Source organism: Paractinoplanes hotanensis (genome assembly GCF_023717965.1).
GTDB lineage: Bacteria > Actinomycetota > Actinomycetes > Mycobacteriales > Micromonosporaceae > Actinoplanes > Actinoplanes polyasparticus.
In genome coordinates this window covers 152,628-169,882 of record NZ_JAMQOL010000037.1, presented here as the reverse complement: position 1 = coordinate 169,882, position 17,255 = coordinate 152,628, and the positions used below count along the sequence as shown (strand labels likewise).

The 17,255-nt window shown below is 70.2% G+C and carries 12 protein-coding genes and 1 pseudogene; 8 read left to right on the top strand and 5 right to left on the bottom strand.

Annotated elements, in window-relative coordinates:
- Window positions 1–10 precede the first annotated feature (10 nt).
- Window positions 11–1,417 carry a bifunctional cytidylyltransferase/SDR family oxidoreductase gene (locus tag LXN57_RS26020; protein ID WP_251800831.1) on the bottom strand — a complete coding sequence of 469 codons (1,407 nt, stop codon included), beginning with the start codon at window positions 1,415–1,417 and terminating at the stop codon, window positions 11–13.
- A gap of 376 nt (window positions 1,418–1,793) precedes the next feature.
- Here LXN57_RS26020 and LXN57_RS26015 point away from each other — a divergent pair, with 376 nt between their 5' ends.
- The 6 genes from LXN57_RS26015 to LXN57_RS25990 are packed head-to-tail and all read left to right on the top strand — an operon-like array spanning window position 1,794 to window position 8,137.
- Window positions 1,794–2,861: a glucose-1-phosphate thymidylyltransferase gene (locus LXN57_RS26015; protein ID WP_251800830.1), complete on the top strand. Its 1,068-nt coding sequence runs from the start codon at window positions 1,794–1,796 to the stop codon at window positions 2,859–2,861.
- Window positions 2,858–3,841, top strand: a complete 984-nt coding sequence (gene rfbB / locus LXN57_RS26010) for a dTDP-glucose 4,6-dehydratase (RefSeq protein ID WP_251800829.1) — start codon at window positions 2,858–2,860, stop codon at window positions 3,839–3,841. The genes LXN57_RS26015 and rfbB overlap by 4 nt, the downstream gene beginning before the upstream one ends.
- Window positions 3,805–4,722 carry a dTDP-4-dehydrorhamnose reductase gene (rfbD, locus tag LXN57_RS26005; protein WP_438872915.1) on the top strand — a complete coding sequence of 306 codons (918 nt, stop codon included), beginning with the start codon at window positions 3,805–3,807 and terminating at the stop codon, window positions 4,720–4,722. The genes rfbB and rfbD overlap by 37 nt, the downstream gene beginning before the upstream one ends.
- Before the next feature lie 14 nt (window positions 4,723–4,736).
- Window positions 4,737–6,695: a glycosyltransferase family 2 protein gene (locus LXN57_RS26000; protein ID WP_251800828.1), complete on the top strand. Its 1,959-nt coding sequence runs from the start codon at window positions 4,737–4,739 to the stop codon at window positions 6,693–6,695.
- A 14-nt stretch (window positions 6,696–6,709) separates the two neighbouring features.
- Complete coding sequence (rfbC, locus tag LXN57_RS25995; RefSeq protein WP_251800878.1) at window positions 6,710–7,312, top strand: dTDP-4-dehydrorhamnose 3,5-epimerase; 603 nt, start codon at window positions 6,710–6,712, stop codon at window positions 7,310–7,312.
- Window positions 7,313–7,333: 21 nt separating this feature from the next.
- Window positions 7,334–8,137, top strand: a complete 804-nt coding sequence (locus LXN57_RS25990; RefSeq protein ID WP_251800827.1) for a class I SAM-dependent methyltransferase — start codon at window positions 7,334–7,336, stop codon at window positions 8,135–8,137.
- A gap of 81 nt (window positions 8,138–8,218) precedes the next feature.
- On the opposite strand, the gene LXN57_RS25985 is transcribed toward LXN57_RS25990, so the two are convergent.
- Both LXN57_RS25985 and LXN57_RS25980 read right to left on the bottom strand, forming a co-directional pair.
- Window positions 8,219–10,342, bottom strand: coding sequence for a toll/interleukin-1 receptor domain-containing protein (locus tag LXN57_RS25985; protein ID WP_251800826.1), 2,124 nt, complete (start codon window positions 10,340–10,342; stop codon window positions 8,219–8,221).
- 187 nt (window positions 10,343–10,529) lie between these two features.
- Window positions 10,530–13,283 (bottom strand): ATP-binding protein, encoded by a 2,754-nt coding sequence (locus LXN57_RS25980; RefSeq protein ID WP_251800825.1) that lies wholly within the window; start codon window positions 13,281–13,283, stop codon window positions 10,530–10,532.
- A 186-nt stretch (window positions 13,284–13,469) separates the two neighbouring features.
- Here LXN57_RS25980 and LXN57_RS25975 point away from each other — a divergent pair, with 186 nt between their 5' ends.
- Window positions 13,470–14,576, top strand: coding sequence for a thiamine pyrophosphate-dependent dehydrogenase E1 component subunit alpha (locus LXN57_RS25975; RefSeq protein ID WP_251800824.1), 1,107 nt, complete (start codon window positions 13,470–13,472; stop codon window positions 14,574–14,576).
- 70 nt (window positions 14,577–14,646) lie between these two features.
- Here the strand turns inward: LXN57_RS25975 and LXN57_RS25970 are convergent, their stop codons facing one another.
- Together LXN57_RS25970 and LXN57_RS25965 are read right to left on the bottom strand one after the other, a co-directional pair.
- Window positions 14,647–16,194, bottom strand: a complete 1,548-nt coding sequence (locus LXN57_RS25970) for an MFS transporter (protein WP_251800823.1) — start codon at window positions 16,192–16,194, stop codon at window positions 14,647–14,649.
- Window positions 16,184–16,855, bottom strand: coding sequence for an LppX_LprAFG lipoprotein (locus LXN57_RS25965; protein WP_251800822.1), 672 nt, complete (start codon window positions 16,853–16,855; stop codon window positions 16,184–16,186). Before LXN57_RS25965 ends, LXN57_RS25970 begins: the two co-directional genes overlap by 11 nt.
- Window positions 16,856–16,911: 56 nt before the next feature.
- On the opposite strand from LXN57_RS25965, the pseudogene LXN57_RS25960 reads away from it, so the two are divergent.
- Window positions 16,912–17,252, top strand: a pseudogene (locus LXN57_RS25960) (SDR family oxidoreductase); the annotation flags it as partial.
- Window positions 17,253–17,255 lie beyond the last annotated feature (3 nt).

Sequence of the window (17,255 nt, the reverse complement as noted above, 5' to 3'; positions counted from 1 at the left end):
AGCGACCCTCTCACTTGGTGGTCGTCACGGCCGCGGGGGCGGCACGCCGTACGTCGATGATGTGGCCGGTCATGCTGGAGATCAGCACGTCCACGGAGGTGCTCGCCACCTCGTCGGCGGTGAGCATGGAGGCGGCCGGTTCGTCGCCGAAGGCCTGCCGTCGCATCGGGGTGCCGGTGCGTTCGGGATTGATGCAGTTGACCCGGACGCCGACGTCCGACCACTCGTCGGCCAGGGCCTGGACGAGGTTGACCGTGGCGGCCTTGGTCGACGAGTAGAGGCTGTAGCCGGCCCGGCCCCGCGTGTAGGAGCTCGAGGTGTACAGCAGCAGTCCGCCCTGCGACTCGGCCAGGTACGGCGCGGACGCCCGGGCGATGTGGACCGGGCCCAGGTAGTTGACCCGCAGGGCTTCCTCGATCACCGCGTCGTCGGTGTCGGCCAGCTTGCCGATCCGGAGCACGCCGGCGGTGTTGACCACATAGTCGATCCGCCCGGTCTCCGCGTTGGCCTGCTTCAGCGCCTCGGCCACGTCCCCCGCGTTCTCGACGTGGGTGCCGGTGGTCGAGCGGCTGAACGACAGCACGGTGGCGCCGTGGGCGGCCGCGAGGTCACCGGTTGCCTTCCCGATGCCGTAGCTGCCGCCGAAGACGACCATCGTCCTGCCGGTGAGCAGCTCGGCCCGCTCCGCGCCGGAGATCTCGGCCGGCATCGGGTTGGAGTTGAGCTGGAAGAGCTTGTCGGCGAGGTGGATGTCGATCGGGTGCGTGATCTTCAGGTTGTTCTCGTCGCCCGGGACCACGTGGATCGGCACGTCCGGCAGGTAACGCCGCACCACGCCGCAGTCGTCGGTGGCGGTGAAGTCCGGGTCGACGGCGGCCAGGTCGTACGCCCTGCGCAGGGTCGACATCCGGAAGCCCTGGGGGGTCTGACCGCGGCGCAGCCGGGACCGGTCGGGGATGTCCGAGATGACCTCCTCGCCGTCGATGTCGTCCACCGAGATGATCGTGTCCGCCGATGGGATCGCCACGTCGATGGCCTCGAACCGGTCGAGAGCGCGCACGCTGTCGGCGATGATGCGCTGCGACACCAGAGGCCGTACGGCGTCATGGATGATCATCTTGCATTCGGCGCCGCCCATGGCCGCGATGGCCTTCCGGGTGGTCTCGCTGCGGGTCCGCCCGCCGGCGATCACACCGCTGACCTTGGTGAAGCCGGCCCGCGCGACGATCGCCTCGACCTCGTCGAGGTAACCGGGGGCCATCAGGATCAGCACTTTGTCGATGACGGGCGATTTCTCGAAGGCGGCCAGGGTGTGTTCCACCACCGTCTTGCCGGCGATTTTCACGAGCTGCTTGGGCATCTTGAGGCCGAGCCGCTCCCCGACGCCGCCCGCGAGCACGACGGCGACTGTCGGCATGACACTTGACGTGACTGTCACTACCACCGGATCTCCTGTGATGGACGCCCCGATGAACCAGCCCGGGTTGACCATGATTCGGATGAATGCCGGGCGACGTTAACAGCAGGGCAACCGCAGGCACAACGTGCGTTCGGCTGGAGGACACCCGACATGCATCTGCGCCATGCTCCGCCATAACGGACACGTCATTGCGAGGACTCCTGGCGTTAACAGAGGCGTGGCAGGCGTTGACGTGGCCCGATGTACGAAATTGTCTATCTAAGGGGATTTTCGACCGGTACGAACCCGCCGAAATGGGCACCCTCGTCGACCCGGGTAAACCCGCGAACATTGGCTGGCAACGTTGTCCACCCCATCCGTTAAGGTGTCGCGCATGAAGGCGTTAGTGCTCTCCGGCGGGGCAGGGACCCGGCTGCGGCCGATCACCTACACGTCGGCCAAGCAGCTCGTTCCGGTCGCGAACAAACCGGTGTTGTTCTATGGCCTGGAGGCGATCGCCGAGGCGGGAATCACCGACGTCGGGATCATCGTCGGTGACACGGCCGACGAGATCCGGCAGGCGGTCGGCGACGGGTCCGCCTTCGGGCTCGACGTCACCTACATCCCGCAGAGCGCACCGCTCGGCCTGGCGCACGCCGTTCTCATCGCCCGCGAATTCCTCGGCGACGAAGACTTCGTCATGTACCTGGGCGACAACTTCATCGTCGGTGGCATCCGCGACCTCGTGGAGCGGTTCCACCACGAGGCGGCGGACGCCCAGATCCTGCTGACCCGGGTCGCCGACCCGACGTCCTTCGGCGTGGCCGAGCTCGACGCCGCCGGCCAGGTGATCGGGCTGGAGGAGAAGCCGGCCTACCCGAAGAGCGACCTGGCCCTGGTCGGTGTCTATCTGTTCCGGGCCTCCGTGCACGAGGCCGTCCGTTCGATCGAGCCCTCCCGCCGCGGCGAGCTGGAGATCACGCATGCGATCCAGTGGCTCATCGACTCGGGCCTGGACGTGCGTTCCACCCTGATTCACGGTTATTGGAAAGACACCGGAAACGTCACCGACATGCTCGAGGTCAATCGGACCGTGCTGGAAACGCTCGACCGTGCCATTGACGGGGATGTCGACGGCGCGAGCGAGATCATCGGACGCGTCCGGATCGACCCCGGCGCCAAGGTGTCGGGCAGCCGGATCGTCGGTCCCGCGATCATCGGCGCCGGCAGTATCATCAGCGATTCGTACGTCGGTCCGTTCACGTCGATCTCGGATAATTGCCGGATCGAGGACAGCGAGGTCGAATACTCGATCGTGCTGAGCGACTCTTTGATCAGCGGGGTGCGCCGGATCGAGGCGTCCCTGATCGGCCGCAACGTCGAAGTTACTCCCGCGCCCCGGGTGCCCGACGCCCACCGGCTCGTTGTCGGCGACTACAGCAAGGTGCAGATCTCCTCATGACGACCCGGATTCTTGTGACCGGCGGGGCCGGTTTCATCGGCTCGCACTACGTCCGCACCGTGCTGGGAGCGGACGGTCCCGGCGAGGTGGAGATAACGGTCCTCGACCTCCTCACGTACGCCGGTAATCCCGCCAACCTCGACGAGGTGCGCGACCACCCGGGCTTCCGCTTCGTGCGGGGCGACATCTGCGACCCCGTCCTGGTCGCCCGGCTGATGGCCGAGCACGACCAGGTCGTGCACTTCGCGGCCGAGTCGCACGTCGACCGGTCGATCGACGGCGGCGCCGAGTTCATCCGGACCAACGTGGTCGGCACGCACACGCTGATCGACGCCGCGTACCGGGCGGGGATCGCGACGTTCGTCCACATCTCGACCGACGAGGTGTACGGCTCGATCGACGAGGGGTCCTGGCCCGAGAGCCATCCGCTGGCGCCCAACTCGCCGTACTCGGCGGCCAAGGCGTCCAGCGACCTTGTGGCGCTGTCCTATCACCGCACCCACGGTCTCGACGTACGGGTGACCCGCTGCTCCAACAACTACGGGCATCACCACTTCCCGGAGAAGGTCATCCCGCTGTTCATCACCAACCTGCTCGACGGGCGGAAGGTGCCGCTCTACGGCGACGGCGGCAACGTGCGCGACTGGCTGCACGTCGACGACCACGTCCGGGGCATCGAGCTGGTCCGCACCAAGGGCCGCCCCGGCGAGATCTACAACATCGGCGGCGGCACCGAGCTGTCGAACAAGGAGCTCACCCAGCAGCTGCTCGACGCGTGCGGCGCGGGCTGGGACAGCGTCGAGTACGTGACCGACCGCAAGGGCCACGACCGCCGCTACTCGGTCGACTGCACCAAGATCAGTGAAGAGCTCGGCTACCGTCCCCGCAAGGACTTCCCGACCGGCCTGGCCGAGACCGTCGAGTGGTACCGCGAGAACCGTGCCTGGTGGGAACCGCTGAAGGGCCGGGCCACGCTGTGACCTCCTGGTTGATCACCGGTGGCTCCGGGATGCTCGCGCAGGACCTGCTGTCCCGCCTGCACGCCGCCGGCCTCGACGCGGTGGCGCTGGCCCGCGGCGAGCTCGACGTGACCGACCCGGTCGCGGTGACGGTCGCCCTCGAGCGGCACCACCCCTCGGTCGTGGTCAACTGCGCCGCGTGGACGGCCGTCGACGACGCCGAGGAGCAGGAGACCACCGCTCTCGCCGTGAACGGCGCCGGCCCCCGGAACCTCGCGGTGGCCTGCCGCGAGACCGGAGCGGTGCTGCTGCACCTCTCGACCGACTACGTCTTCGCCGGGGACGCGACCTCGCCGTACGCGGAGGACGCGCCGACCGCACCGAGCAGCGCGTACGGACGCACCAAGCTGGCCGGCGAGCAAGCCGTGCTCGAAGTGCTTCCGGAAGCCGGTTATGTCGTACGCACCGCGTGGCTGTACGGTGCGGGCGGCGGCAATTTTGTCGCGACCATGCTCAAGCTCGAGGCCTCGCGGGACACCCTCGACGTCGTGGATGACCAGCGCGGCCAGCCCACCTGGACGGTCGACCTGGCCGACCAGCTGTTCCGGCTCGGCTCGGCGGCGCTCGCCGGCTCCGCGCCGGCCGGGGTCTACCACGGGACGAGCTCGGGCGAGGTCACCTGGTTCGGGCTCACCCAGCAGATCTTCCGGCTGATCGGCGCGGATCCGGGCCGGGTGCGTCCCACCACCAGCGAGGCCTTCCGCCGGCCGGCGGCCCGCCCGGCGTACAGCGTGCTGGGCCACGATCGCTGGGCGGCGGCCGGCCTCGAGCCGATCCGCCCCTGGGGTGACGCCCTCGCCGAGGCCGTTCCGCACCTGCTCGCCACCTCTCACGCTCGTTGAACGGGGCTCCCAAGATGCCGCTGAAGGTCAGCGTGGTCGTACCGGTCTATAACCCCGGCCCGTACATCGAGGACTGCATTCAGTCGCTGGTCTCCCAGAGCCTGCCCAAGGACGAGTACGAGGTCTGGTTCGTCGACGACGGATCGACCGACGAGACCCCGGCCCGGCTCGACGAGCTCGCGCTCGAGCAGCCGAACGTCCACGTGATCCACCAGGAACCGTCCGGGTGGTCCGGCAAGCCGCGCAACGTCGGGATCGACGCCGCCCAGGGCGAATACATCATGTTCGTCGACAACGACGACTACCTCGGCGCCGAGGCGCTGGAGCGGATGTACGACTACGGCGTCGCCAACGGCGCCGATGTGGTCGTCGGCAAGATGGCGGGCAAGGGGCGGCCGGTGCCGCGGGACCTCTTCCGTAAGAACCGCCCCCGGGCCGGCGTGCAGAACGCGCCGCTCATCGACAGCCTTACCCCGCACAAGATGCTGCGGCGCGAGTTCCTGGCCAAGACAGGCCTGCGCTTCCGCGAGGGCCGTCGCCGGCTGGAGGACCACGTCTTCGTCACGGAGGCCTACCTCCGGGCCGAGAACGTGTCCGTCCTGAGCGACTACGTGTGCTACTACCACGTGAAGCGCGACGACGCCTCGAACGCGGGCTTCCGGCCCATCGAGCCGGTCGGGTACTTCGGCAACCTGCGTGAGGCCCTCGACATCGTCGATCAGCACACCGAGCCCGGCCCGCTGCAGGACGGACTGTTCCGCCGCTGGCTGCGCAACGAGATCGTGGAGCGGCTGCGCGCTCAGCGGCTGCTCAACATGGACCCGGAATACCGGCGCGAGATGTTCCGCGAGATGCGCTCGGTCGCCGTCGACCGCTTCGGCCCCGGCGTGGCGGCCGGCCTGTCGCCGATCCAGCAGGTCGTGGCCGGACTGCTGGTCGCGGACCGGCTCGAGGACGTCGAGACGCTGGCCGGGTGGGAAGCCACGGTCAAGCCGATCGCCGAGCTGCGGACCGTGGCCTGGCGGGACGGCGCGCTGCGGGTCGCCTTCACCGTCGAGTACGCCGCCGGGGACGAGCGCCTGACGTTCGTCCAGGCCGGTTCCGATGTCGCGCTCGCGCTGCCGATTCCGCAGGGCAGCCGCGAGGCGGTCCCGCTGCTCGAGGCCGGCATCTCCGCCCAGTCCGAGAAGTCGAAGGTCGACCTCGTCATCCGTGAGCGCTCGACCGCCGCCGAGTTCTTCCAACCGATGGAGTTCGAACGGGTTCGTGTGCCGGCCGCGGATCCCGCCGAGGTCCGGCTGCGGATCGACGCCACCGCCACCGTTGATCCGCGTACGGCGGCTGGTGGGGGCCCGGTCGGCTCCGGGATCTGGGACTTCTACGTCCGGTACAGCCTCAGCGGCTGGGCCAAGGAGATCCGGCTCGGATCCGTCCGCGAGCCCGCCGCCGACAGCGGCCGGCGGCTCGGCATCGTCGACGGGGTGACCGTTCTTCCCTACTGGACGGACCCCCACCAGAATCTCTCGATCGACGTCAACGGGGCCACGAACCGCCTCAAGCACGACCTGTCGGTGGTGCGGGCCGCCGACGTGACGGTCGAGCCGGGCCGCCTGCGCCTCTCGCTTCCGGTCTACTCCGCCGGGGACTCCGCGGGTAGCTCGGTGCGGTTGACCGACGCGGCGACGGGTGCCGTGCACAACTTCGGCGCCGCGATCAGCCCCGCCGAGGGCGGCTCGGTCCTGGAGTCGACATTCGGCGGGCAGTCGATCGCCGCCGGCCGGTACAAGCTCGCGGTCGGCCTCGGGCAGAGGTCCACCGCCCTGCGACTGGGGCTGGTGGTCGACGGCCGGGGTGCGATCTCGGTCCAGTCCGTCGAGGAGATCGCCCGCCAGGTGGCCGCCAAGCCGCCACCGCGCAAGCGGCCCTTTGTACGCCGGGCTCTGCGAAAGATCAAGAAAGCCCTCGGGGCGTAGGGGAGAGGGAAGAGATCGGGATGCGGGAACTCGACATCGTAGGCGCGTGGGTGTTCGAACCGAAGGTGTTCGGCGACGAGCGCGGCAGCTTCCACGAGTGGTTCAAGGCGCCGGCGTTCAGCGAGTCGCTGGGCCACCGGTTCGACCTGGCCCAGGCCAACTGCTCGGTCTCCCGCCGCGGCACAGTGCGCGGCCTGCACTACGCCGACGTGCCCCCCGGGCAGGCGAAATACGTCAAGTGTGTGCGGGGCGCGGTGCTCGACGTGATCGTCGACATCCGGGTCGGTTCCCCGACGTACAAGAAGTGGGAGATCGTCCGCCTGGACGACACCAACCACCACTCGGTGTATCTGGCTGAGGGTCTGGGCCACGGTTTCATGGCCCTGACCGACGACGCCACGGTCGTCTACCTCTGTTCGGAGGGGTACGCGCCGGAGCGCGAGCACGGGATCAACCCCCTGGACCCGGAACTCGCGATCCCGTGGCCGGACGGCCTGGAGCCGGTGCTGTCGGGCAAGGACGCGATCGCGCCCAGCCTGGCCGAGGCCGAGGCCGCCGGTCTGCTGCCGAATTGGGAAGACTGCCAAAGCTTTTACGCCGAGCTCCGCAAGGGCTGACTACTCATACAAGGAGTCCAGTTGAAACGGCACGAGTTCCTGCGCGAACTGCACAAGGTCAGCGCCAACCGCAACTACCTGGAAATCGGCGTCAACGACGGCCGCAGCCTGAGCCTGTCCCGGGTGCCGAGCATCGCGATCGACCCCGCCTTCAAGGTCGTCACGGAGCTGAAGTGCGACGTCCACCTGGTGAAGGCCACCAGCGACGCCTTCTTCGCCCGCAAGAACCCCTTGGGGCACCTCAAGAGCGGACGCCACCCGTTACGCAACATGCGCCGGGGCCGCTCCCTCACCGGTTACTGGCGGGGGACCACGCTCGACCTGTCGTTCATCGACGGCATGCACCTCTTCGAGTACGCGTTCCGCGACTTCATCAACGTGGAGAAGCACTCGGACTGGTCCAGCGTGATCGTCCTGGACGACATGCTGCCGCGCAGTGTGGACGAGGCCGCGCGCGACCGGCACACCGACGCCTGGACCGGCGACGTCTACAAGATCATCGAGGTGCTCGCGCGGTACCGGCCCGACCTGGTGACCGTGCTGGTGGACACCGAGCCCACCGGCCAGCTGCTGGTCTTCGGCGCGGACCCGGGCAACACCGTGCTCAAGGACAAGTACGACGAGATCATGGCCGAGTACCTCGTGGAGGACCCGCAGAAGGTGCCCGAGGCCATCCTGGAGCGGTCCGCGGCCGTGTCGCCGCAGAGCCTGCTCCAGGCGGGCTTCTGGGATCAGATGGTCAAGGCCCGCAACCGGGGCCAGAGCCGCTCCCGTGCCTGGGAGCCGATGCGCCGCGCTCTGGAGCAGGTCGGCATCAGCCGCTGACGGTCGCAGCCGTGGCCGCCGGTCCGGACCGGCGGCCCGGCCCGCAGGATCGAAGCAGGATCGGGACAGTGCCCGGGCGGCTCACAGGATGATTCCGCCGCTGTACCAGATGCCCAGTAGGAAGAGAGCGAGCGGCAGTGTCGGCCGCAGCAGCCCGGCCGGCGCCGCGGCCAGGTGCCGCCGCGGACGTCGCTCGTCGCCGGGCAGCCAGGCGAGGATGGTGCCGGAGTGGCGCATCAGCCCGATCGCAGCCGCGACCCAGATGACCGTGTAGTAGACCAGTCGCAGCGGGGTCAGCTCCACGAAACCGATCAGCGCCCACACCGCCGTGATGAGGAACAAGGCCAGCATGCCGGTTTCCAGCACTTCGCGCCGCACGGCCCGCCGGCCGAGGCCGTACGCGAGGGTGAGGGCGATGACGGCCAGCGCGACGGCAATTCCGGCGCGGAGACGCAGCAGGAAATCGGCGCTGCCCGGCAGCTCCGGGTAGTCCGGATTCTTGATCACCCGGGGTTGCGGCGACTGGGACGGCAGGGTCGGCACGACGAATCGGCAGTTGTACCGGAGCAGGAGTCCGAGATCCGCCGGTACCGAAGTCGCCGGGGCCGGCGTCGCGATCCCGGGGGTGGTAGGTGTGGTGCGGACACCGGGCATCATCGATGGAAGCGGTCGAGTCAGCACAGGTCCGCAGCGCGTCAGCGGGCGGGCCGGGGTGTACGTGATCAGCGGCCCCGGATTGGGGATCATTCGAGGTTCCTGCGAGTGCACCCGGTATTCGCTGGACGGCGCGACGCCCGCCGTGAAAGCCGCCGACAGGGCGAACACGGCAGCCGCCGCGACCAGGCACTCCAGGAAGATCTTGGCGGGGCGTGGTGCGTCGAAGGCGTCGGCCGCGCGCGGCACCGCCGGGGTCGGCAGTGCTTCATCCGGTGCTCGCTCGCCCGGATGGACCAGCGATCTCGCCAGTGCTCGAAGCCGGTCGTCGTTCCCGTCGCGGTAGTCGACCCACTGGATGCGGCGCAGTTCGTCGGCCCCCTCCGGTAGCCGTATGCCGCAGACCAGCACGGCGATCGAGCGGCCCGAGCGAAGGGCCTCGGCGGCCTGCTCCCAGGTGGTGGCGTTGCTGATCACCACGAGGCGCAGGTCCGCGTTCCCTTCACCGTTCGCGGACCGGGCGCCCGCCGACCGGAAAATCGCCGAGATCGGCTCGGCGACGTTGGCGTCCGCCGGGGCGTAGTCCATGGCTACGGTACGGATCGGCGCGGCGGTCGCTTGCCGGCGCGGCTCCACCCCGGTGTCGAAGCGGGTCGCCAGCCGCCGCGGTCCCTCGCCGGGTGGCAGCCAGCGCAGCACCGCCGGCGAGCGGTACAGCACCAGCAGGGCCGCCACGTTCAGCGCCAGCAACGGCAGGCACATGAGGACGTACGGCTCGGTGAAGTCGCCGCTCGGTGACGCTCGGGCGATGCTGGTTCCGCCGCTGTTGACCACGGCGACCAGCGATGTCAGCACAGTCCACGCGTAGAGGAGAAGGACCGGGGTGCCGTACAGGGGCAGCAGCAGTGAGATCATCCGGGCCCGGCCGCGGCAGAAGGCGCGCAACGGCTGCACCAGCCAGCCCGCATAGATCAGGCAGGCGGCCCCCATGACCGCCGCGGCCGGGCGGTGCCGGTCGGGAACCGGATAGTCCAGGTCGACCGCGACGGCCGCGAACAGGCCGGCCACGGCCAGCGCGGTAAGGCACAGGGCGGCGGCGACCACAAGGACGCTTGCCGGCCACGCCGTGACCCGCCGCCGGGGCGCCGGGAGGGCGGGTCCGCCGGCCAGCGCCGCTGCCAGCAGGGTGGCGCCCTGGTCGAAGCGCCGGCGCAGGTCGAACCGGGACGCTCCGATCAGTTCGGCCGGCAGCCGGGTGCCGCGGACCTCCGCGACGTACACCGGGATGTTCCGGTCGCGGGCCCGGCGCCATTCCCGCGTCACGTAGGGGGAGGCGACCGAGTCGGCGGAGGCGACGAGCACCAGGGCCGCGGCCTCGTCGATGGCCTCGTCGATGGTGGCGGCCCAGTCCGTGCCGGGCACCAGCCGCTGTACGTCGAACCAGGCGTCGATGCCGTGCCCGTGCAGGGCGGCGGTGAGTTGCCGCGCAGCGTGGAACTGCCGCCGGGAGTAGCTGACGAAGACCTGACCGGTCTCCGTGCGAGGGGCCATTCGTCCATTGTGGGCCGCAGTGTCCAGCGGTCCCTGCGGCGGGACCGGAGCGCTGAGAAACGGTCGGAGTCGGTCGGGTTCCGCCGTGCGGGTTCGCCGGGACGCGATGATCGACGTGGATGAGCGGGAACGGGCGGCTGAACGGGGGAACGATGGCACACGTGGCTTCAGGCGTTGCGCCGGGTGGTTATGGCGTCGTCGTTCGGCTGCTCGTTTCGCTCCGGCGGCCCGCCAGCAGGGTGCGGATGCCATCGGCTTCGTACATGTCGTGCTCGATGTAGAGGTGCAGCGCACGCTCGAAGAACGCGAGGGCGGAGGCCTTGTCGCCCTGGCGCTCGAGCGTGTGGCCGAGACCGGTGTACGCCCGGGCCCGCTGCTCGGCCATCCCGCTGTCGCCGGCGATGGCCAGTGCTGCCTCGAAGTGGGCGACCGACGAGTCGAGCCGGCCGGCCGCGTGCGCCGCCTCGCCGAGCCCGTTGAGGATGTCGGCCTCGGAGACGCGGTCGCCGGCCTCGCGTTTGATCGTCAAGGCTTGCTCGTGATGGTCGATGGCGCGATCAGGCTCGCCGCGGCGGGTGTACACCAGGCCGAGGGCGTCCAGCACGTCCGCTTCGATGCTGCGGTTGCCGAGCCGGCGGCCCAGGGCCAGCGCTTCCCGGCAGTGTCCCTCGGCCTGGTCGAGCCGGCCGCTCCGCGCCTCGATGGTCGCCATGTTGCTCAGCGCCTTGGCGGCGCCGTGGAGGTCGCCGACCTCCACGTGGACCGCGAGTCCCCGGGTCAGGAAGTCGATCGCCTCGTCGAAGTTGCCGAGCGTCCCCTCGCTGTATCCGAGGTTGTCCAGGGCCCGGGCCTCGCCGATCCGGTCGTCGGCCTCCCGGTACAGGGCGAGCGACTTCTCGTAGTGAACCTTCGCCGCGGCCGGGCCGCGGTGGTAGAACTCGACGTTCGCCCGGTTGATGACCGCGTGGGCCTGACCGCGGATGTCGTTGACGCTCCGGAACAGCTCGGCCGATCGTTGCAGGCGATCCGCCGCCGGTTCGGCCCGGCCGATGTTGGTGTAGGCGACGCCCATGGCGTTCAGGGCGTAGGCCTCGGCGCGGGAGTCACCGACCGACCGGGCGGCTGCGGCCGCACGGTCGTTCATGGTGAGCAGGTCGCGGTAGCTGGTGTTCAGGAGGTGGCGGAACAGCACCTCCGCGAGGCGGCTGGTGTGGGTCGGCCATCCGTGGTCGGCGGCGTACGCGGCCACGGCCATCAGCGTGGAATGTTCGGCGCTCAGCCACGCCGAGGCGGCATCCGGGCCGGACAGGGCGGGCGCCGGTGTGGTCGTCCCCGGGGCCTGGGGCCGGCGGTCGGCGCCCGTGGGATACAGGATCGTCATCGCGGCCACGGCGGTGGCCAGGTAGTGGTCGAGCAGACGGGTCAGGGCCGCCCGGCGCGCGGCCGGACGTTCCTGTTCGTGGGCACGCTCGGCCGCGTGGATGCGGATGAGGTCGTGCTGGGTGTACCGGTCGTCGCCCGCGAGCGTGATCAGGTGGTCGTCGTACAGCTGCCGCAGCCCGGTGCGGACCGTGTCCAGGTCGCCGCCGGTCAGCGCGGCCGCCGCGTACGCGTCGAAGTCCTCCGCCGGGTGCAGCGCCACCAGCCGGAGCAGCCGCTGCCGGTCGGCGTCCAGGTTCTGATAGGACCGGTCGAGGGCGAGGGTCACGCCGTCGTCCAGGCGCCCGGCTCGGCGACGCTCGTCGAGCCATTCCGCGTGGTCGGCCAGCGACCAGCCCGGTTTCGCCCGTACCTGCGCCGCGACCAGGCCGAGCGCGAGCGGCAGCCGTCCACAGAGCTCCGTGATGCGGGCCGCGGCGTCCGGGTCTTCGCGTACGGCCGTCGTGCCGGCCTTATCGGTCAGGAACCGCAGCGCCTCCGGCCGGCCGAACACGTCGAGGGTCAACGCGACGGCCGGGCTCAGCGCGTCGAGACTGCGGCGGCTCGTGACCAGGACCGAACAGCCTGGGGCGGTCGGCAGCAGTGGCCGGACCTGGTCGGCGTCGACTGCGTTGTCCAGCACGATCAGCGTACGGGCGCCGGCGAGCCGCTCGTTGTAGAGCCGCCGGCAGGCCTCGAGGTCGTGGGGCATGTTCGAGCCGGACACCCCGAGCAGCCGCAGAAAGCCGTCCAGCACCGCGACCGGGTCGGCGGGCGGGTGGCCGGGGTCGGGGTCGAAACCACGCAGGCTGACGAAGAGGGTCCGGTCGTGCGGAAGCAGGTGGGCAGCCCGTACGGCCAGTTGGGTCTTCCCGACTCCGGCCATGCCCTGGATTGCGGCGATCACGACCGGGCCGTCCGGGGTGAGCGCGTCCCGCAGGTGGCGCAACTCGGCCGTACGGCCGGTGAACAGCGGCAGCTCCGGCGGCAGGGTGCCGTACGCGCGTACCTGGGCCGCCGCCCGCCGCTGACCGGCGACCGCCTGCAGCGCCTGCTGCCATCGCGCCAGGTATCCGGGATCGGGGTGCAGCACCTGGACGATCGACGTCACCAGGTCCGCGCTGAGCCGGCGTCGCCCGGGCCGGAAGCAGTCGCCCACGGTGGTCCGGCCGACCAGCTCGCTGCTCGGCCGGCCGGTCCGGCGCCAGGCGGCGTTGACCAGGGTGGTGATCCGCGCGTACGACGGATCGCCGGCCCAGATCTTGAGCGCGAAGAGCCGTTCGGCCAGTTCGTCCACCGTCATCGCGACACCGGGGTCGGGGGGTTCCAGGCCGTCGCCGCGCGGCGACGGCGCGTCCGCGGCCAGAGCGCGAGTCACGGCCCGGTGCAACGTCGCCAGGCTGGGCACGCGCGCGCCGCCGGCATTCGCCACCATTTCCCGGTGCAGGGCTGACACATTGCCACCCCAATGGGTCAGCCGATCGAGCAGCGCGGCATCGACGACGAACTCAACGCGATCCAACAGTGGCAATCCCATGATCGACCTGGCCGGGCGGCTCGAACGAAACTCTTTCACAACAGTGCCGGGCGCGCGTACCCGGCAGCGTTCCTCGCGATGAGAGCATGATCACCGGTGTTGGCCTCTTCCCCGGAAGATCCTCCCTGGTGAACTGTGGTCCGCGACGACGCATGACAGGAGCTCGCAATCATGGGCGATGCCCCGGCTGGTGGCTATGTACAGCTGCTCACCCCTGACGGCGAACATGCCGGCAGCGTTACCACCGAGCAGGGCGTCACGTACTCGGTCGGGTTCACCGACGAGGAGTATCGCGATCTCTACCGCGACCTGGTGACGGTGCGCCGGCTCGACGCCGAGGGGGTCGCTCTGCAGCGGCAGGGCGAGCTGGGCCTGTGGGTGAGCCTGCTGGGGCAGGAGGCCGCGCAGGTCGGGTCCGGCCGGGCGCTGCGGCCGCACGACATGGCGTTCCCCAGTTATCGCGAGCACGGCGTGCTCTATGCCCGCGGCCTCGACCCGATCATGCCGTTCAGCCTGTTCCGGGGCATCGATCAGGGCGGCTGGGAGGTCGGCGAGCACCGGTTCAACAACTACACGCTCGTGATCGGGGCGCAGACCCTGCACGCCACCGGCTATGCGATGGGTGTCCGGCTGGACGGCAAGGCCGGCGGGCCGGACGGTGAGGCGGTGATCGCCTACTTCGGCGACGGCGCGACCAGCCAGGGCGAGGTCAACGAGGCGTTCGTCTGGTCGTCGGTGTTCGGCGCGCCCGTCGTCTTCTTCTGCCAGAACAACCAGTGGGCGATCTCGCTTCCGCTCGAGCGCCAGACCCGCAACCCGATCCACCGGCGGGCTGACGGTTTCGGCTTCCCCGGCGTACGGGTCGACGGCAACGACGTCCTGGCCAGCTATGCGGTGACCCGCGCGGCCTTGGACGACGCGCGGCAGGGCCGGGGGCCGACGCTGATCGAGGCCTACACGTACCGGATGGGCGGGCACAGCACCTCCGACGACCCGAGCCGTTACCGGACGGCCGGCGAGGTGGAAGCGTGGAAAGCCAAGGACCCGATCAGCCGGATGAAGGCGTTCCTGGGCAAGCAGCAGCTGGCTGACGACGACTTCTTCGGCCAGGTCGACGCCGACGCCGGCAAGATCGCCCTCGACCTGCGCGAACGCGTCATGAGCCTGCCCGACCCGCAGCCGGTCACCATGTTCGACAACGTGTACCCGGAAGGCTCGCCCGAGACGGACCGGCAGCGCGCCGGGTTCACCGGCTACCACGACTCGTTCCGGGGCTGAGCCGCCCGGCGCGGCGGTAGCGCTGGGTACACGCCGATCTCGCCCGACTCCGGCCCGCCAACGACTACCGCTACGCTTGCCCGCTGACCGGCTTGGGCTGGTCGGCGCCGGCTGGCTGGGGCTTGCCTGCGCCGACGGACCGCGGTTTGCCGGCCAGGAGCAGGCCCAGCAGCGCGCCGAGCGTGCAGAGGGCCGCCGTGATCAGGAAGATCTCCCGGTATTCGGTCTGCAGGGCGGCCTTGAGCGCGTCCTCGTAGGCGGCGAGCCGGGCTTGGTACTCGGCCGGCTCGACGCCGAACGGCAACGGGGTGTCGAGGTTCGCGGTCAGTTCCTGGAAGCGGTGCAGGCCCCACGCGGTGAGGGCGGCCACGCCGAGCAGCATGCCGACCATCCGGGCGACGACCGCTGCGGCGGAGGCGATGCCGTGGCGGTCGGGGGGTGTCACGCGAAGCACGGCGGCGGTGAGCGGGGCGATGACCAGGCCCAGGCCCAGGCCGGCAATGGCGAGGTCGGTGTCCAGACGGGGCAGGATTCCCGCGTGTCGGGCGGCGAGGACCTCGGCCGGCCAGTAGGCGATCAGCGCGTACCCGCAAGCGGCCGTGAGAAGGCCGATCAGGGTGACCAGACGCTCGCCCAGGCGGGTGAGTATCAGGCCGCCGAGAACGGCGCCGATCGGCAGCGCGATCAGGAAGCGGGTCAGCAGCAGTGTGCCGCCGAACGCGTCCCGGCCCAGCAGGGTCTGGGCGACCAGCTGGACGTCGACCAGCGTCACCATCAGCGCGGCGCCGGTGCAGAAACTCGCGCCGAGCGCGGCGAGAAAAGGCGTCAGGTGTACGCCGGTCGGGTCGAACAGCTTGGTGCGGGCTCGCCTTTCCCACAGGGCGAAAAGCACGAGTACGGCCACCGCCGCGCCCAGGGTGGGCAGGCCCCACGACGGCAGCACCGCGCGGTCGGGTTCCGGGTTGTAGAGGCCGACGACGAGCAGGGCCAGGCCTGCGGCGAGCAGGATGCCGCCGAGGACGTCGACCGGGCGGCGGTGTGGCCGGGCGGTGGTCTCGCGGGGAAGCGCGAACAGAACGGCGACGGCGGCCAGCGCGGCCAGCGGGATGTTGATCCAGAAGATGCCGCGCCAGCCGATCAGGGCGGCGGTCGCGCCACCGTAGAGCGGGCCCAGGACACTGCCGAGTTCCTGGGCGGCGCCGACCGTGCCCAGGGCTACCGCGCGGCGGTGCTGTTCCGTCCACAGGTCGCCGGCCAGGGCCATGGTCACCGGCAGCAGCGCGCCGCCGGCCAGGCCCTGCAGCACGCGGCCGGCCACCAGCCACTGGATCGACTCGCCGGAGGCCGCGGTGATCGCCGAGCCCGCGGCGAAGCCGGCCAGGCAGGCGACGATGACGGCACGGCGGCCGAGCCGGTCGGAGAGCGAACCGAGCAGCGGCATTCCGGCCACGTACCCGAGCAGGAAGCCGGTCACGATCGGTGTGGCGCGCTCGAGGTGGTTGAGCGGTATGTGCAGGTCGCCGAGAATGTCGGTCAGGACCGTGACCACGACGTACGCGTCGAGGGCGGCGAGCAGGACGGTGGCGCCCCCGACACCGATCGCCAGGTTACGGCGCACTGATCGTTACCGGGGCGTCGAACTCCTTGAACGTGACCGTGACAGTGCCCCCGGACAGGGTGAACGTCGCCTTGAGCAGCCGCCTGTCGGCGTCGGCGATCCACAGCTCGGCCGGGATGTTGTTGGTCATGCCGGGGATCAGCCCGGCCAGGTCGGCGCCGGTCGTGGTGGCCGCGATGCGCCAGGCGTCCTTGCCGTCGACCGGCTCCGACGCCTCGGTGGTGGCGCCGGTCGCCGATCCGAGCACCTTGGCGATGCCGCGGTCGGGGTCGAGGATGGCCGACGGGTCGTAGACCGAGGAGGCCAGCGTGAGCGGCAGCGTCTGGTAGCCGCCGGTCGGTCCCTTCAGGTGGATCTTGTCGCCGACGATCACGAACTCGAGCTCGACCGGCGTGCCGGACTGCTCGACCTGCGCGGTGCCCTTCGCGCTGCCTTCCTTGGTCAGCGTGCCCTCGGCCCGGCGCAGGCTGAGCCCGGCGATCTCACCGTCGGCCTCGATCAGGAACTGCGTGGTCTTGATCTCGCGCATGGCGGCGGCCGAGTCTTTCACCAACGTGTCGCCGGGCGGCAGGTTCTCGCTGCTCTCAGCCTTGTCGGGGGTGCACGCGACGAGCGCGAACAGAACGGCGGACAGCGCGAGGACCGGGCGGAGTCGGGACATACCGCGAATGCTAGACGGGCGCGCAAATCTACGATCGTCGGGAATCTCGTGCAGGAGGCGCCTCGATCATCAACACCAGCTCGGTGAACTACGCCAGCCCAAGCCGACGCTGCTGCCGTACGCCACCACCAAGGGCGCGATCGCCAACTTCACGGCGGGTCTGGCGCAGTTGCTCGGCGATCGGGGTATCTGGGTGAACGCCGTCGCCCCGGGCCCGATCTGGACGCCGCTGATCCCGTCCACCATGCCGCCGGAGCAGGTCGAGGAGTTCGGCAAGAACACCCCGTTGGGCCGGCCGGGTGAGCCGAAGGAGTTGGCTCCGGTGTACGTCCTGCTCGCCTCGGACGAGGCCAGCTACATCATCCTCCGAAGGGGAGCCGCACCGGCAAGCGGATGAGTT

What these genes read in the sequence shown, in the direction of transcription:
- LXN57_RS25985 (WP_251800826.1), bottom strand. Translation starts at nt 10,342, where the DNA reads ATGGCCCCTCGCACGGAGACCGGTCAGGTCTTCGTCAGCTACTCCCGG.
- LXN57_RS25975 (WP_251800824.1), top strand. Translation starts at nt 13,470, where the DNA reads ATGGGCGATGCCCCGGCTGGTGGCTATGTACAGCTGCTCACCCCTGAC.
- LXN57_RS25965 (WP_251800822.1), bottom strand. Translation starts at nt 16,855, where the DNA reads ATGTCCCGACTCCGCCCGGTCCTCGCGCTGTCCGCCGTTCTGTTCGCG.
- LXN57_RS26020 (WP_251800831.1), bottom strand. Translation starts at nt 1,417, where the DNA reads ATGCCGACAGTCGCCGTCGTGCTCGCGGGCGGCGTCGGGGAGCGGCTC.
- rfbB (WP_251800829.1), top strand. Translation starts at nt 2,858, where the DNA reads ATGACGACCCGGATTCTTGTGACCGGCGGGGCCGGTTTCATCGGCTCG.
- LXN57_RS26015 (WP_251800830.1), top strand. Translation starts at nt 1,794, where the DNA reads ATGAAGGCGTTAGTGCTCTCCGGCGGGGCAGGGACCCGGCTGCGGCCG.
- LXN57_RS26000 (WP_251800828.1), top strand. Translation starts at nt 4,737, where the DNA reads ATGCCGCTGAAGGTCAGCGTGGTCGTACCGGTCTATAACCCCGGCCCG.